Genomic DNA, 16,203 nt, shown 5'->3' with positions numbered 1-16,203 from the left:
TTTATCCGGCAACTGTCAGATGTAAGGTTGCCTCATGTCAGAAAAACAACTCACCTTTGCCCAGCGCCATCATCAGCTGACCAATATCAACGTCTGGACCGGCGATAGCCAATGGCTGGCGTTTGATGTGCGGCCATCCGGCGCCTCCTTTACCAGCCTGACCATTGAGCGCGTTAACGTGACAAGCGGCGCTGTAGAAGTGCTGTATCAGGCGCGCGATGGCGCACACGTTGGCGTGGTCACCGTTAGCCCGGATCTGCCGTCGCGTTACGTCTGCATTCACGGGCCGGAACATCCGGACGCGCACTGGCGCTACGATTTTCATCATCGTCGCGGCGTGATTGTGCAGCAGGGCATTGCCGAAAATCTCGACGCCTGTGATATTACCGCGCCTTATACGCCCGGCGCGCTGCGCGGGGGATCGCATGTGCACGTCTTCAGTCCGGATGGTTCGCGCCTGAGTTTTACCTATAACGATCACGTGATGCATGAAAAGGATGCGCGTGATGACCTGCGCAATGTCGGCGTGGCAGTGCCGCTGCATCCGGTGTGTTCGCCCAAACAGCATCCGCGAGAATATGAGGGCAGCCACTATTGCGTGCTGGTCAGCCAGACGCAGCGCGATCCGCAGCCGGGCAGTGACCAGATCGACCGCGCCTATGAAGAGTGCTGGATAGGTAATCAAGGCTACCAGAGAGCCGACGGCAGCTGGCAGCGCTGGGCTATTGCCTTTATTGGCGATACGCGCGATGCGAACGGCGAAAAAGTACCTGAGGTGTTTGTCGTGGATCTGCCAGCAGCGCTCGCAGATTACGCGAAGGCGGGTGCATCACCATTGCAGGGCACGCCCGATAAACTGCCTGCGCCACCAGCCAGCGTGCAGCAACGGCGCGTCACGCATACCAAAGGGCTGGCGCTGCAGCCGCGCCATTGGCTGCGTGCCTCAGCGGATGGCAGCGCCATCGCCTTTTTGCTGGCGGACGAGCACGGCATCGTTCAGTTGTGGACGGTTTCACCCAATGGCGGTCAGCCGCGTCAGATAACTCAGCTGGCAAGCAGCATCCAGTCTGCTTTTAGCTGGCAGCCGGATGGCAGCGCCATCGCTTTTATCTGCGATAACAGTGTGATGCGTTGTGAAGTGACGACGGGACACTGTACGCGCTTGACGCCACGTAGCGATCGCGCGCCATCCGGTGATGCGGTGGTGTGGTCGCCGGATGGTGAGCAGATCGCTTATATGCGGGAGGTTGACGGTTGGCGCCAGCTGTTTTGCGTCAGTGCGATGTTACCGGAGTAGAGGCTGCGGTCGCCAGGCTGGCTTGGGTGCCGGCCAATTTTTCGCTCTGCATCACACGCTCGTGGATGGAATCCTTGCTCTTGTCGTCATCGGAACGGAAATAGTCCCACGGCAGCAGCACGGTATCCATCACCGCTGAAAAGGGTAAATCGATCAGGGCCAGCGGCTTAATTGCCCAACTGGTTTTGTCATCCGTTAGCATCTCTGCACTGGCGCGCGTACCGGGATAGTAGCCCTGACTGGCGCCCGTATGAGACATCACGCTGGAGCAGCCCGAAGAAGCAAAGGCGCTGCAAATCAGCACAGCTGTGAGTGGAAAGCGTTTCATCATCTTCATTATCATCATCCCTTCAGTCATGGCATGGCCCTGGCTGGAGTGTGTCACCTGACGTTTCGCAAAGCTCTATGACCTTGTCTTGGATCTCAGGAGAATGGTTCCCTGAGTGTATGCCATATCGTCAGAATTGCTGTAAAAAATACGCATTGGCCCTTGAAAGCGACCAGGCTGCACCCACTTTTAAGGAACGGTCACGCTGCTGTTGCCGGAAGGGACAGCAGCGGGCTGAACAACCTGTCCATGGTGGAAGGTTGCCTAAACTTGCTGATTATCAGGAGTCTTATTATGCGTAATTTTGATCTCTCTCCACTTTATCGTTCTGCCATCGGTTTTGATCGCTTGATTAACCTGCTTGAGACCAATCAGAACCAGGCTAATGGGGGCTATCCTCCGTATAACGTTGAGCTGGTGGATGAGAACTTCTACCGCATCACGATTGCCGTCGCGGGCTTTGCCCAGAGCGAATTAGATATCACCTCACACGATAACGTGCTGATGGTACGTGGTGCGCACCCGGAAGAGCAGCCGGAGCGCAAGTATCTGTATCAGGGCATTGCCGAGCGCAACTTTGAGCGTAAATTCCAGCTAGCCGATCACATCACCGTACGCGATGCGCGTCTGGAAAATGGTCTGCTGAGCATCGATCTGGTACGCATCGTCCCGGAAGAGGCGAAACCGCGCCGTATCGAAATCCTGTAATCAGGTTGCTGAGTTGACGAAAAACGCCGCATAACGCGGCGTTTTTTTATGTGTGCGATAAACGTCAGGTACGCACCAATAAGCGCTGACTGACCATGCCACCAAACACATTCACCAGCAGACCCAGAATGATCACCGCCACACCGATCATCTGCTGGATCGACAAGGTCTCGCCGAGAATCAACGCTGCGCTGAGGATGCCCACCACCGGTACCAGCAGCGACAGCGGTGCCACGCGCCAGGTTTCGTAGCGACTGAGCAAATTGCCCCAGATCGCGTAGCCCACAATGGTGGCGATAAAGGCGAGATAGATCAGCGCCAGCACCGTTTGCAGCGAGATGTTCAGCAGGCTGGTAACAATCGATGCTTCGCCATCAAATAGCCATGAGCAGGCAAAGAACGGCACTACCGGCACCAGCGCACTCCACACCACCAGCGACATCACCGGCACCTTGCGGTTACGCAAAATGATTTTATTGGTGATGTTGCCAAGCCCCCACGACAGCGCCGCGGCCAGCGTCAGCATCATGGTGGTCAGCGTTATGCCCGCCGTGGTTTGCCCTTCCATGCCGGCGGTCGCCAGCATAAACATGCCGAGCGTCGCCACTAAAATGCCGACGATGTGATTCCAGCGCAGCTTCTCCGCCAGGAACAGCGCGCCAAGCAGCAGGGTGAAAAATGCCTGCGCCTGTAGCACCAGCGACGCCAGTCCCGCCGGCATGCCGAGTTTGATGGCAAGGAACAGAAAGGCGAACTGCCCGAAGCTGATGGTCATGCCGTAGACCACCAGCCAGCGCAGCGGAATCGCCGGACGTTTCACAAACAAGATCGCCGGAAACGCCACCAGGCTAAAACGCAGCCCCGCCAGCAAGAAAGGCGGCATGTCCTGCAAACCCAGCTTGATCACCACGAAATTCACGCCCCACGCCACCACAACCAGCAGGGCTAACAACATATCTTTGACTGACATACAGATTCCTTACTGCCGCGATCAGGCGGTTGCCGTCACCGGTGTCGCGATCTCGGCACAACATTCATCACCGACAACCTGAAAAAAATCATCCACCTGCAACGCAACGGAGCGATCTAAGGCGCCGGCGTTGAACCACAGCGTGCCGACATCGCGCAGTCGCGTATCGACACGCAGCGCCAGCCGATCATCAAAACTAAACGGCGGCACCGCCCCCATCACGCACTGCGTTAACTCCTGCGCTTTCTCGGGCGGTGCAAAGCTCGACTTCTTGCCGCCAATAGCGCGCGCGGCGCTTTTGAAGTTGATCTTGCAGTCGCCTGGCACAATCGCCAGCAGGTAACGCGCATCGGCACCATCCGGCATCGTCACTTCCAGCACCATCGCCTTGGCCGCCTGATTGAGATCGTTGCCGCGAATTTCGCTGATCAGGTCGGTTTGGCCGTTAGCTTCATGTTCCACCACGCGATAGCGCGCCTGATGCTGATCCAGCAGCGCAGTGATTTTTTCGTAGGTATTCATGCTCGTCTCCTCGTCTAAAACCTGGCGTTAGCTCCAGGCGATGGCGTGTTTCATTTTTTTGTCGGTCAGGCCAAAGAAGAAGCCCATGGTGATGCGCGTGTCGCCTTCCACGCGATCAATTTCGTGATAAAAAGCGGGGTTAAACAGATAGATATCGCCACTGCGCGGTGAGAACTCACACACCTCGCTGTGCGCGATGACGCCGCTTTGATAACCCAGTTCGCCCGGCGTTTTGAAACGTTCATCTACCGGCTGCCACTGCTTATTGAAGATGCGCAGCTCGCCACCTGCATTGCACTCCTGCAAACACACCACGCAGCTCAGCTGATGCAAAATGTTAGTCACCGCCAATCCGCTGCCGGCGGCATCGCGCATGATGTTGTCGTTATGCAGAGGATTGGCGACGCCATTGGCGTGGAAGCGCACAATCGAACCGGCGTAATCGCCCAGATCGGGTTCGCTGGCGGTTTGCAGACTCTCCAGGCGCAGCGCGTGCTTCACCCAGTTATAGATTTGATCGCGCAGGCAGTACAGCGACGGCGGCAGCGCCGACTGAATATCGCGCAGTTCGGTGAAGTAGTTTTCCGGGGCGGCAGTATGCTTTGCCAGATAGGGGCCGAGCGTGGTCAACGCACCGTTTGGATAGTGCGATACGCGGACCTGTTCGCGGCACTGCTGCAAATCGTCGACCACGGCTTCCCGCACCTGTGGCGTCAGAAAGTTGCGTAAAACCAGCAGCGGCACGCGCGCCGTCACGATGTCATCCAGCCAGGTGCTTTCCACAAACATGTCAGGATTGATAATGCGTATCTGATTGAAAATAGCCATGTTGATCACTCCCCTAAAGGAAATTCATGAAGTTCATGGTTGCTCATGCGACGCCATTCAGACGCCGTGCCTAGTGTTGAAATGGGTTCAGAAGAGATAAACGTCGTGTTGTCATTCTGGAAACGGTGCAGCGTGAAATAGTTTGGATAGGGCGTATCGTCGGGATGCCATTGCCATGCCCAGGCTTTATCGCGGGTGACAAAAATCGCGTTGGCAGAGCTGCCGCCCGGCGCCACCTGCGCCATCTTGTTGCGCAGATAATCGCGGGTAAAATCCGCGGGCGTGGCGCGATCAACCATGTATTCGAGGTATTCGGCAGAATCAAAGTGCGACTCCGCCATGCCCAGCTGCTGGTAGACGGTGGGCAAAAACCCGTTATGCATCATGTACCACTGGGTTGCGCCGCTAGTGCGCCACAGCGGGTGGGAAAATTCGATACCGTGATTTTTGCTCAGCGTAGCGTGGCGCACATGCACCGCCAGAAAGCGGCCACGCAGGCGGTCAACATCGATGGTCGGCAGCGCATCGGCAAAGGTGCCGGTGCCGTGCAGCGTGCGAATGTGTCCTTGCTCCAGCCATAAACAACCCCAGCCGTTGGGATGCTGTTTTATCGGCCCTTCATGGGTGGCGGTTTCTCCACAGCTCATGGCGCGGGCTGCATCCAGCACTGCGGCGGCGTCAAATTGGCCGTGCGCCACAATCATTCTGCACATAGTAAATCCCTCCTGGTGGTGAGCGATGAGACCTCAAGAATCTGATGGAACACCGCCAGAATCTCGTCGCGGTTCGCGGCTGCAAGGCGTAAGGTCGCCAGAATTCCGGCGTGACGGGTTAAATCTGCATAGAGAGAAGAGCGCGGTGAAACGGCCAGCGTCGGCAGATTAAGCGGCGGCAACAGCTGACCGCGCTGATGCTGCGCGATCCACCGTTCTGCCGCGTCATACTGCAGGCGCTGGCGCAGGCGTACCCGGCCCACCGCGAGCGGCTGCAGCGGGAAATGCAGCGGCGGCATGCCGTGACCGGCTTCGATGTGAAACGCCACTTCAGCCCAATTGATGCCTGTCACTTCCTGCACCAGATTCACCACGCCCATGCCCGAAAGGCGGAAGCCCATTTCGAGAAAGTGCGGTTCGCCATTCACTACAATAAAGTCGATGTGAAATGCGCCCTGACGATAGCCAAAGGTTTCGCAGCAGAAACTCATCAGGCTGGAGAAGCTGGCAGGCAGCTGCTGCGCCGCGACCGCCACGTGGCCGGACTCGTAAAAACTGACGCAGCCGTCGGCATCGGTGTGATGTTCGATCACCTTTTGGCAGCAGGTCAGCGCCAGCGCATGGCCGTCCGCCACCACGCCTTGCAGCGAATACTCATCGCCGGCCAGCCAACTCTCGACGATAAAGCCGCTGAAGCCGCGCCCGCCGTAGTTCATGGTATCGACCAGCTTGCCAATCACCACATCCAGCTGGCGGGCTTCTTTGACCAGCCAGATACCCAGACCGCCGCCGCCGTCAACCGGCTTGATCACGCAGGGATAAAGCAAGGCATCACGCGCGTCGCGGATGCTGAGCGGCGAAGCGAAGAAACGAAACTCCGGCTGTGGAAAGCGTTGCCAGGCTTTGCGCAACGCCATGCGCTGCGCGTACTTATCCGGTGGAATAAAGCTCGCCCCGGCATCGGGTCCCGCCAGCAGCTCGCGTACGCGACCGGCGCTGGCGTTGTAAGCTTCAAAACCCGCCAGCACCACATGAGGATGTTCCATCAGCCCGGCATGCAAACAGGCTTGCAGCACATCCCACGGATTTTCCGGGCGATCGAGCCGCACAATCAGATCGAACGGCAACGCAATGCTTAGCGATTGGTAATCGACGAAATCGCCCATTTCCGCCAGCACGGTAAAATAGCCGTCGCGTTTGGCCACCGCACAGTACGGATTTTGTCCGTCGCGGGTGGCGCCGATCTGCAGGAAAATCTTTCTCATCGCGTTGCCTTACCGGGTTAACGCCCGGAGATCACTTCAGTGACGACGTCGTGCATCACGCCGTTATTCACCTGAATCACTGCTTTGTGCGGATCAAAACGCAGCACGCGTGAGAGCGCATCGCCGCGCCGATCGTCCAGCAGTGAACTCACCTGTGCGCTGCGCCAGCAGTGGCGCATCTGCGCGACGGTCAAACCAGAAAGTTGCTCAAGCTGCTGTGCCAGTAACCGATCGTCGCTTTCACCGCGCAACAGCGCGCGCACCGCAGCTTCATCCGGCGCATCGACCAACTGCTGCAGCCAGTTTTTCAGCTGCTGTCCTTCGGCGATAAACGGCGAATAGATCATGCAAATCAGCTGGGTTTCATTCAGACCAAATGCCTGCTCGGCGAACTGCGCCGCGCGCTGGCGGGCGCGCTTAATCGCCTCATCGTCCTGATAACGTGCCGCCATCTCATCGATCAGCTGCGGCGGGAAATCCTTTTTCACCATCAGCCCAAGCGCAAAGCGCACATATTCGCGAATGCCTTCGGCGTAGTTACGCTGCAGCAGCGTCTCCGCACGCAGACCGCGAATATGTGCCATTAACGTTGGGTTACCGCAGTCCGATTCGGAAAAGCTGAACATCAGCTCATCAAAGCGGAAATGCATAAATTCAGTCAGCAGCGCCCAGTGCGCACCGGCTTCATAGGCGGTGTCCTGATAGATGTTGAAGAACAGTGGATCGCGTGCCAGTTGCCAGGTAATGCGGTGCGCGGGCGTCACCTGATCGGCGCCGTAAATATCGGCGAAGTAGCGCTCGGCCACGCCATCCAGCGTCTGCAAAAAGCCGCTAAAGCCGCGCGATTTATCCGCCACCGGCGCGTCAAACAGACGCGAAAGATGCCGCGCCCAGGCGAGATAAGCGGTTTGTTCCTGCGGCGAATCGCCGGTGATGATCACATCAACGCCGCCGTCGTAATGCGCCGCCAGGCCAAACGAGTTCACCATGCTGAGGTTACAGGCATTACAAAAGGTGGAGCGGGCATCGGCGCGGAAGCGGTGGCCATTCATCAGCACATCGTTGCGATTCTGCTGGCGCACGCTGTCCGGCATGGGTAGATGGCGATCGAAGTGGCGGATTTGCAGGCCATCAGTCACCAGACATTCGGTGAAATCATCTTCAAAGATATGCAACGCGCGATACACGCGATCGATATTCTCCATCACGCTGTCGTTCATCGCCGCATGGCGGTTAGTGCTGATGCGCAGTTGAAAGGTGCTGCCGTGCTGTTGCCAGATCAGTCCCTGAATGTAGCGGACATATGCCACCATGTAGCTGCTGTCTTTGCCGCCGCCGTAGGCCAGCAGCACGCGGTTATTTTCCGGCTGTGCGGCATCGGGGAGGGCGGCAAGTAAACGGCGTGCGCAGTGCTGAGCTGAATCGATAATCGTGGGGGTGAGATATCCTTCAATGTCTCTCATCATGGTGGACAGATTATTCATTTTTCACTTCATCCTTTGGCTAATAAAATCGCTATTGCCGTGCTGACGGTAACAGTCGGGAAATGGGCCACGAAGGTGCTACGGAATGAATTTTTCACTGGGAAGCGCAACGGCAACGCCTGCGCTGAGCTAACAATTAACTGATGCAGCCTAAAGTACTTTGAATGTAATCTGGTGAAAACGCACAGATCAGCACGAAATAGGGTGGAACAGATGGCGGGTGAAACGGAACAGGGCAGTCGTTACCGTCAAATCGCAGAGCAGATAAAACAAGCCATTCACAGCGGTTCGCTGCCGCCCGACAGTCGTCTACCTTCGGTGCGCACGCTGGCGACGCAGTACAGCGTCAGCATGACCACCGCGCTCAAAACATTACGCACGCTTGAGGATGAGCATTACGCGGTGGCGCGTCCCAAGTCCGGCTTTTTTGTCGCGCCGCGTAAGGCGGATAACGTTTTTCCCGTGGCGATCGCTGAACAAGCGCGCGAAGTCGCGCCGCTCGACGAGCAAACTGAGCTGCATCTGGCGATGCTTGGTTCGGATTGCCGCGTCAGGCTCGATCTGGCCAACGGTGATATTTCGCTTTATCCGGTGAAGAAGATCGGCTTGCTGATGCGCCAGATGGGCTATAGCAAACCGGCGCTGCTGGGCAACACCGTTAAAGGCACCGGCTATATGCCGCTGAAAACGGAAATTGCCCGCCGGGCGGTGGATTATGGCTGCAATATCAATGCCGATGACATCCTGATCACCAACGGCTGCATCGAGGCGATTTCGCTGGCGCTGCGTGCGACCACGCGGCCCGGCGACATCGTGGCGGTGGAATCACCCTGTTATTTTGTGCTGCTGCAGATGCTGCATAACCTCAATCTGCGGGTGATTGAAGTGGAGGCGGGTCCGGCGGGCTACGTCAACGTGGAGAAGCTGACGGCGCTGTTTCAGCGCAAAGCGGTGCAGGCCTATCTGACCATCAACAACATCAACAACCCGCTTGGCAAAAGCATTCCCAACGAACAGAAAGCCTATATCGCGCGCCAGGCCGATGAGAATGATGTGGTGATCATCGAGGATGATATCTTCGGCGATACTGCGTTTGGCGAGCGCCGCCCGTTCCCGATGCGCGCCTTTAGCCCCAATGCCATTTTGTGCAGCGGCTTCTCAAAAACGGTCGCGCCCGGCATACGCATCGGCTGGGTGCACAGCAGCAACTACATGCGCAAAATCGCCTCGCTGAAATACACCACCAGCATGGGGACGTCCGTGCTATCGCAGGCGGCGATAGCCGAACTGCTGCGCAGCGGCGGCTACGACGCCCATTTGCGCAAGCTGCGGCGCGAGCTGAAGAATCAAATCCAGCATATGCGCCAGGCGGTGCTGCGCTACTTCCCGCCGGGCACGCGCGTGTCCGATCCCGAAGGGGGATATGTGTTATGGGTGGAAATGCCATTGGGCGCGTTGAATGTGCGCGCGCTGTTTCTCAAGGCGCGCAACGCCGGCATCGGTATCGCGCCGGGACACATCTTCGCCACCGATCACCGTTACGATCACTGTTTCCGACTGAATGCCGGTTTTGGCTGGAATGCTGAAGTGGAGCAGGCGATTCAGCAGTTAGCGCAGTGGTGCCAGTTGTCGCTGGGGGCGGCGATGTAAATATGCTCTGAGGAAGGAGTGACGTTAATAGAATAAACGATAAAGAAAAAAACGTTTTCGGCACCTGCATCTAAGAATTAACGGATGCATTAAACTCTTCTTTTAACATAAATAACTAATCTAATACGCCTGATTAACTTTAATCTTAAAGTCTGTCTGTCTGGGAAGAAATATAAAAAATAGCACAGGCCATGTGATTAAAATAAAAATTGAAAAACAATAGCTTAGCTAAATAGGTCGCTATTTTATTTGATTGTTATTACAAGAACAGCTAATTAATTCGGAGAAAAATTGCTTTGCACGAAATAAAAAATGAGTTATTAATTTAATCGCTGTACAGGTATGTGAAATTACAAAATTGAACAAAGGAGTTGTTTATGAAAGTAATTGACAGAGAATTACTAAGCCTCATTTCTGGTGGTGGTGGTCGTAATGATCCCCCTCGTGGCTCCAATAATAAAAAAAATAACAATAACGGTGGCGCCGGAGGTAAATCTGGTTACAACAGCGGTTACGTGGTCGGTTGTAATAATGGCATCATTGCCGGCACTATTGGAGGGGCCGCTGGTGGAATAGTCGGCGCAGGCCTGGGAATGGTCGGTGGAGCGATAGCTGGGGGTTGTTTCACAGGAAGTGGGAACGGCGGTAATAATAACGGTAACAGTAATTCATCTGGAAATTGTAATTCAGGTGGGATGGGCGGTTCCTGCAGCCGATAGATAACCCTCACCCGCTCCTTATTTGTGAGCGGGTGAACAGGAGTTAGATGTGCTCTTTTTATTCAAAAATTTGGTTTTATTTATATTTTTGATGGCTGGTTTTTTATTTATTAGTGGGGCTGGGGTTATTTCAAAATTCTTCATTTACACCCCGCCACCTGAGTTGTCAAAGTTGGTGGTGATTGTCAGTTCATTACTATCCTTTGTTTCTCTTGCTCGTAAAGTGAGTCGTTATTTAGCAAGAAAACACAAAATGTCATGATGACGAGATAATGCTAAGGGAAAAGGCTGCATGGAAACAAAAACTAAAAAGGAGGGTTGGTCAAACTTATCTCTTTTTCTTCTGATGTTTATACTGACGGCCTTTCCATTAATCTTCCCCAATCGAATAGAATTAATTGAGTCTGGGTTGTTTTTACCGTATGGCTTTCTGATTGAGTTTTTTGTGATTGTGCCCATTTATATTTTAAAATTCCGCAAGAAAGAGGGATTCGGCGTCGGTAATTTTACGATCATACAATTTATTATGTTTTTATCTTTGATTTTAATCATCCAGTTTATTATACCAAAGGTTTTTTTTCATACGGATGAAATTGTTGTTAGTCATCAGCAGATTTCGCTGCCTATCTATACTCTTATTCTAACGCAAATATCTTACATTCTAATGGTGCCCGTTTATGAAGAGATAGCCATCAGGGGCGGGTTATTTGGCGCGTTAACTGTTTTTTCTAACAGTAAGGTATTTTCTGCACTGATAACGTCCTTGATTTTTTCTCTACTACACACACAGCATTCAGGTTTTAAGCCGCTCTTTCTTCTCTATCTTATTTCTTTAACACTGATTGCCGCGAGGGTTTTGTCAAAGGGATTGTTATTACCTGTATTGCTGCATGCCTTTATGAACGGCATTGTTATCAATGGAAATTATCTATTCAGCCACTAATAAATGAGTAAGGAATACTAAATTGTTTCGCCAGGAAGCGGTTGAAAACCACAGAATGAAATGGCGCGGTCGTGCTCTGCTGCTCCCCGGAATCCCTTTTTGGCTCATAGCGGGACTTTCTCTCTTTTTTATGACTATTTTTCTGACTTTTGTCATCGCTAGCACTTATACACGACGGATCAACGTCACCGGAGAAATATCCACTTATCCACGCGCAGCCAACGTCTATTCCAGCGTTCAGGGCGTGGTGGTCAAGCAGTTCGTGACGGCAGGGCAGGTTATTGAAACGGGTGCGCCCGTTTACCAAATCGACGTCAGCAAAGCTACCCGTAGCGGCGTGGTCAGTGAAAATCAACGCCGGGATATTGATCATCAGCTTGAGCGTATTGCACAGATTATTACCCGGCTTGAAAGCAGCAAAAAAGCCACACTCGACATGCTGGAGAAACAAAAAGAGCAATATACCGACGCTTTATTACGCTCTACTGACATCCTCCGGCGCGCCCAGGAAGGGATCCGTATTATTAAGGAGAATATGGATAACTATCGAAGTTATCAGCTCAGGGGATTGGTAAATAAAGATCAACTCACCAACCAAGTGGCACTCTATTATCAGCAACAAAACAATCTCCTCGGACTATCAAGCCAGAATGATCAAAATGCGCTGCAGATAACTGCGTTGGAAAGCCAGATATATACCCAGGCCGCCGAGTTTGACAATCAGATTTACCAGATGGAACTACAACGTTTTGAATTGCAAAAAGAGCTGCTCAACATTGATGCCGGTGGAACCATCATTGTGCGAGCGCTGGCCGCCGGCCGTATCGATTCACTGAGCGTTACGGTTGGACAGATGGTTAACGCTGGCGACAGTCTGCTGCAAATTCTCCCCCACACTATCGATCATTACACCCTGGTGCTGTGGGTTCCCAATGACGCGATTCCTTATCTCACCCTCGGTGATCGGGTCAATATTCGTTATGAAGCCTTCCCTGCGGAGAAATTTGGTCAGTTTGCTGGCACCGTTACTGTTATCTCCAGAGCACCTGCATCACCTCAGGAAATGCTGACCTACCAAGGAGCCCCCCGATCTGCCTTAACAGCCGCGATACCCTATTACAAGGTTATTGTCAGGCCAGATAAGCAGGCTGTTATGTATGGTGGTGAACGTCTGAGTTTGGAGAATGGCATTAAAGCACAGAGCACGCTGTTCCTTGAAAAAAGGAGACTATACCAATGGATGTTTTCGCCGTTCTACGACATGAAACACAGCGTAATGGGGCCAGTCAATGAGTAGATTGACCTGCAAAACGCTGATCGGTCAGTTGGAATTATGGCTACGCCACCGTGTCCCAATGATCCATCAAACCGAGTCAGCCGAATGCGGTCTGGCCTGCCTTGCAATGATCTGTGGATACTACGGTAAGAATGTTGATTTGATAGCGCTGCGACGACAGTTCAACCTGTCGGCTCGCGGCACGACACTGTCGGCACTGACGGGCATTGCTGATCAGCTAGGACTGAGCACCCGGCCTCTCTCACTCGACATCGACGAGTTAGGCGCATTGAAGATACCGTGCATCTTACACTGGGAATTCAACCATTTTGTCGTGCTGGTGAGCATTCGGCATAATGGTGTCGTGCTACACGATCCGGCGCGCGGCCGCCGGACGGTCAGCCGCGCTGAGCTGTCGAAAAATTTTAGCGGTGTTGCGCTCGAAGCCTGCCCAGTAAGCACATTTACTGCCAACAGCGTCCATAACAAAATCAGCTTGCGTACTCTGATCGCCAGCGTGCACGGACTCAAGACCGTACTCGGCAAAATACTTTGCTTATCACTGGTGTTCGAGACCATCAATCTTGTGATGCCGGTCGGCACGCAGCTGGTGATGGATCACGCCATACCCGCAGGCGATCGGGGTTTACTGACCTTAATCTGTGCGGGATTACTCTTTTTTATCCTGCTGCGAGCTGCCGTGGGTATGGGACGCGCCTGGACCGCGCTGGTTATGGCAACGTTCATCAACGTGCAATGGCAATCTGGACTGTTCAATCATCTGGTACGCCTGCCGCTTGGCTACTTTGAGCGGCGTAAGTTGGGTGATATTCAGTCTCGGTTCGCTTCACTGGATACGCTGCGCAGCACCTTCACTACCAGCATCGTTGGCGGCATTATGGACAGCATTATGGTCATTGGCGTGCTGGTGATGATGGTCCTGTATGGCGGCTGGCTGACCTGGATCGTGATGGCGTTTACCACATTTTATGTTTTGCTGCGCCTGGTAACCTACAAGTACTACCGGCAACTTTCTGAAGAGTTATTGGTCAGGGAAGCGCGTGCCAGCTCGTATTTTATGGAAACACTCTACGGTATTGCCGCCGTTAAAATGCAGGGCATGGCTCAACGCCGCGTATCCCACTGGCTGAATCTCGAAATCGATTCAATTAACACCGGTATTCGCGTTACTAAAATGGATATGCTGTTTGGCGGTATCAGTACCTTTGTTGTCGCCTGCGATCAGGTTGTTGTTCTGTGGATGGGAACCCTCCTCGTGATCGATAACCAGATGACTATCGGCATGTTTGTTGCGTTTAGCGCTTTTCGCGCACAGTTCTCGGATCGGGTTGGATCGCTGACGGAATTTTTACTGCAGCTACGCATGATGAGTCTGCATAACGAGCGTATTTCCGACATTGCTTTACACCCACGCGAAAATTACAAACCGGAGCTGTATTACGAAGCGCTAATGCAGCCGATGAGGCTGGTTACGCATGAACTTAGTTACCGCTACGACAGTCAGTCACCGGCAATATTCGATGCGCTGAACATTTCAATCTTAGCGGGAGAGTGTGTGGCGATTGTCGGTTCGTCGGGTTCGGGAAAATCCACATTATTGAAAGTGCTGTGCGGTTTGTTTCCTCCCACGAGTGGCAATGTTGAAGTGAACGGCGTCGATATCCATGAAATCGGTATCAACAACTATCACAAGATGATCGCCTGCGTGATGCAGGACGATAAACTGTTCTGCGGCTCCATCCGGGAGAATATTTGCAGCTTTGCAGAGGAAATAGATGACGAGTGGATGAAGGAGTGTGCTCGGGCCAGCTATTTGCATGAGGTTATTATGCGTATGCCAATGGGATATGAAACGCTGATTGGTGAATTGGGTGAAGGACTGTCTGGCGGGCAAAAGCAGCGATTGTTCATCGCCCGGGCAATATACAAGAAACCCGCGATTCTATTTCTGGACGAGGCCACCAGCGCACTGGACAAAGAGAGTGAAGCAATGGTGAATCAGGCAATCAAAAAACTGAGCATTACGCGGGTAATCATCGCACACAGAGAGAGCACGATAGCATCAGCAGATAGAGTTATTACGCTAAAGTCATGTAATTGACGACCTTACAAATGACTGAGCCAGGTACGCATTCAGGCGCACCTGGCTACAACGCGGAATTTTTTACTCGCCGTTAAACGCGCTTTCCAGCTCTTCCGCCAATATCTGCACCGCGCGCTCAATTTTTTCGGCATCCGGCACGTAGTTCATGCGCATGCATTGATGGGTGTGCGGCCATTCATGTTCCAGGCCGGGGAAGAAGAAGTGGCCCGGCACCATTAACACGCCGCGCGCTTTCAGGCGTTGATAAAGCGTTTCGGTGCTGATCGGCAGATCGCGGAACCACAGCCAGAGGAAAATCGCCCCTTCGGGTTTGTGAATCAGGCAGCGATCTTCCGGTAAATAGCGGCGAAGAATCGCAATCGTCTCGCTCACTTTGGCCTGATAGAACGGCTTAATCACCTCTTCTGACAGACGCAATAAATCGCCACGCCCGATCATCTCATTAGCCATAGCCGGGCCAATGCTGCCTGGCGCAAGGCTGATAATACCATTCATGTTGCCAATAGCCGTAATTGTGCTCTCATCGGCGACGATAATGCCGCAACGTGCGCCGGGCAAACCGAGTTTCGACAGGCTCATACACAGAATGGTATTCGGGTTCCACAGCGGTCGCGCTTCGCTAAAGATAATGCCCGGAAAAGGGACACCGTAAGCGTTATCGATCAGCAGAGGTACGCCATGCTGCTGTGCCAGCGCATCGAGCTGCAGCAGTTCGTCATCGGTGATCACGTTACCGGTCGGGTTGGTGGGGCGCGACACGCAGATCAGGCCGATATCATCATTCAGCGGCAGATGATCGAAATCGACGTGATATTTGAACTGGCCTTCAGGCAGCAGCTCAATGTTGGGCTTCGCAGAGACAAACAGATCTTCTTCCAGTCCGGCATCCGCGTAGCCAAGATATTCTGGCGCCAGCGGGAACAGCACGCGCTTTTTGCTGCCATCGGCGCGACGTCCAGCAAACAGGTTGAACAGATAGAAAAACGCGCTCTGGCTGCCGTTGGTCAGCGCGATGTTTTGTGCGGTTAATGGCCAGCCAAGTTCCTCACGCAGCATCTTTGCCAGTGCATCCAGCAGCAGCGCCTTGCCGCGCGGACCGTCGTAATTGCACAGCGCTTCGCTGAGTTTTCCATCCTGATGCATCTGCAGCAGCAGTTGGTGGAAATAGTCGTTCATTGCCGGGATTTGCGCCGGATTGCCGCCACCCAGCATGATGGTGCCTGGCGTGCGCAGGCCTTCACCCATGTCTTCCATCAGACGTGAGATGCCGGAATTTTGAGTAAATTTGTCGCCGAACTGAGAAAAGGACATAGGAAGTTAAAACGTTGTGAAATCGAATGGGGAACCACCATAGCGCCCGCCGCTGGCAGGCGCA

Annotated in this window: 16 protein-coding genes; 8 read left to right on the top strand and 8 right to left on the bottom strand. The window is 53.7% G+C overall.

What is annotated here, in order from left to right; translation table 11 throughout:
• Nucleotides 1-34: 34 nt before the first annotated feature.
• Entirely contained in the window at nt 35-1,297 is a 1,263-nt protein-coding gene (locus tag PMI17_RS23245; RefSeq protein WP_007893516.1) for a DUF3748 domain-containing protein, read from the top strand.
• On the opposite strand, the gene PMI17_RS23240 is transcribed toward PMI17_RS23245, so the two are convergent.
• Nucleotides 1,275-1,634 (bottom strand): YceK/YidQ family lipoprotein, encoded by a 360-nt coding sequence (locus PMI17_RS23240; protein ID WP_036622144.1) that lies wholly within the window; start codon nt 1,632-1,634, stop codon nt 1,275-1,277. The genes PMI17_RS23245 and PMI17_RS23240 overlap by 23 nt on opposite strands.
• Nucleotides 1,635-1,919: 285 nt before the next feature.
• On the opposite strand from PMI17_RS23240, the gene ibpA reads away from it, so the two are divergent.
• The gene (gene ibpA, locus PMI17_RS23235) at nt 1,920-2,333 is read left to right on the top strand and encodes a small heat shock chaperone IbpA (RefSeq protein ID WP_007893512.1); all 414 of its coding nucleotides are present in this window, start codon (nt 1,920-1,922) and stop codon (nt 2,331-2,333) included.
• Between the two features lie 64 nt (nt 2,334-2,397).
• On the opposite strand, the gene PMI17_RS23230 is transcribed toward ibpA, so the two are convergent.
• Genes PMI17_RS23230 through PMI17_RS23205 form a run of 6 tightly spaced genes read right to left on the bottom strand, consistent with a single transcriptional unit; the run spans nt 2,398 to nt 8,115 of the window.
• Nucleotides 2,398-3,303, bottom strand: a complete 906-nt coding sequence (locus PMI17_RS23230) for an O-acetylserine/cysteine exporter (RefSeq protein WP_007893510.1) — start codon at nt 3,301-3,303, stop codon at nt 2,398-2,400.
• 21 nt (nt 3,304-3,324) lie between these two features.
• A complete protein-coding gene (locus PMI17_RS23225; protein WP_007893508.1) occupies nt 3,325-3,825 on the bottom strand; it encodes a YbaK/EbsC family protein in 501 nt (166 codons plus the stop codon).
• A 27-nt stretch (nt 3,826-3,852) separates the two neighbouring features.
• Nucleotides 3,853-4,653 carry a 2OG-Fe(II) oxygenase gene (locus PMI17_RS23220; protein WP_007893506.1) on the bottom strand — a complete coding sequence of 267 codons (801 nt, stop codon included), beginning with the start codon at nt 4,651-4,653 and terminating at the stop codon, nt 3,853-3,855.
• Nucleotides 4,654-4,658: 5 nt separating this feature from the next.
• Entirely contained in the window at nt 4,659-5,366 is a 708-nt protein-coding gene (locus PMI17_RS23215; protein ID WP_007893504.1) for a class II glutamine amidotransferase, read from the bottom strand.
• A complete protein-coding gene (locus PMI17_RS23210; protein ID WP_007893502.1) occupies nt 5,354-6,631 on the bottom strand; it encodes an acetyl-CoA carboxylase biotin carboxylase subunit family protein in 1,278 nt (425 codons plus the stop codon). The genes PMI17_RS23215 and PMI17_RS23210 overlap by 13 nt, the downstream gene beginning before the upstream one ends.
• A 17-nt stretch (nt 6,632-6,648) precedes the next feature.
• A complete protein-coding gene (locus PMI17_RS23205; protein WP_007893500.1) occupies nt 6,649-8,115 on the bottom strand; it encodes a hypothetical protein in 1,467 nt (488 codons plus the stop codon).
• Between the two features lie 213 nt (nt 8,116-8,328).
• Here PMI17_RS23205 and PMI17_RS23200 point away from each other — a divergent pair, with 213 nt between their 5' ends.
• The 6 genes from PMI17_RS23200 (at nt 8,329) to PMI17_RS23185 (ending at nt 14,825) form a co-directional block, all read left to right on the top strand.
• Nucleotides 8,329-9,765: a PLP-dependent aminotransferase family protein gene (locus tag PMI17_RS23200; protein ID WP_007893498.1), complete on the top strand. Its 1,437-nt coding sequence runs from the start codon at nt 8,329-8,331 to the stop codon at nt 9,763-9,765.
• Between the two features lie 377 nt (nt 9,766-10,142).
• Entirely contained in the window at nt 10,143-10,484 is a 342-nt protein-coding gene (locus PMI17_RS25470; RefSeq protein WP_007893496.1) for a hypothetical protein, read from the top strand.
• A 49-nt stretch (nt 10,485-10,533) separates the two neighbouring features.
• The gene (locus tag PMI17_RS25465) at nt 10,534-10,746 is read left to right on the top strand and encodes a hypothetical protein (RefSeq protein WP_157178900.1); all 213 of its coding nucleotides are present in this window, start codon (nt 10,534-10,536) and stop codon (nt 10,744-10,746) included.
• Between the two features lie 30 nt (nt 10,747-10,776).
• Nucleotides 10,777-11,427, top strand: a complete 651-nt coding sequence (locus PMI17_RS23195) for a CPBP family intramembrane glutamic endopeptidase (protein ID WP_007893494.1) — start codon at nt 10,777-10,779, stop codon at nt 11,425-11,427.
• Nucleotides 11,428-11,449: 22 nt separating this feature from the next.
• Complete coding sequence (locus PMI17_RS23190; RefSeq protein ID WP_007893492.1) at nt 11,450-12,724, top strand: HlyD family secretion protein; 1,275 nt, start codon at nt 11,450-11,452, stop codon at nt 12,722-12,724.
• On the top strand, nt 12,717-14,825 hold the full coding sequence (locus PMI17_RS23185; RefSeq protein ID WP_007893490.1) for a peptidase domain-containing ABC transporter: 2,109 nt from the start codon (nt 12,717-12,719) through the stop codon (nt 14,823-14,825). The genes PMI17_RS23190 and PMI17_RS23185 overlap by 8 nt, the downstream gene beginning before the upstream one ends.
• Nucleotides 14,826-14,888: 63 nt before the next feature.
• Here PMI17_RS23185 and PMI17_RS23180 read toward each other — a convergent pair whose 3' ends face one another.
• A complete protein-coding gene (locus PMI17_RS23180) occupies nt 14,889-16,139 on the bottom strand; it encodes a valine--pyruvate transaminase (protein WP_007893489.1) in 1,251 nt (416 codons plus the stop codon).
• Between the last annotated feature and the right edge of the window lie 64 nt (nt 16,140-16,203).

This window comes from Pantoea sp. GM01 (assembly GCF_000282675.1).
Classification (GTDB): Bacteria; Pseudomonadota; Gammaproteobacteria; order Enterobacterales; family Enterobacteriaceae; genus Pantoea; species Pantoea nemavictus.
This window is presented reverse-complemented; position numbering and strand designations above follow the sequence as displayed.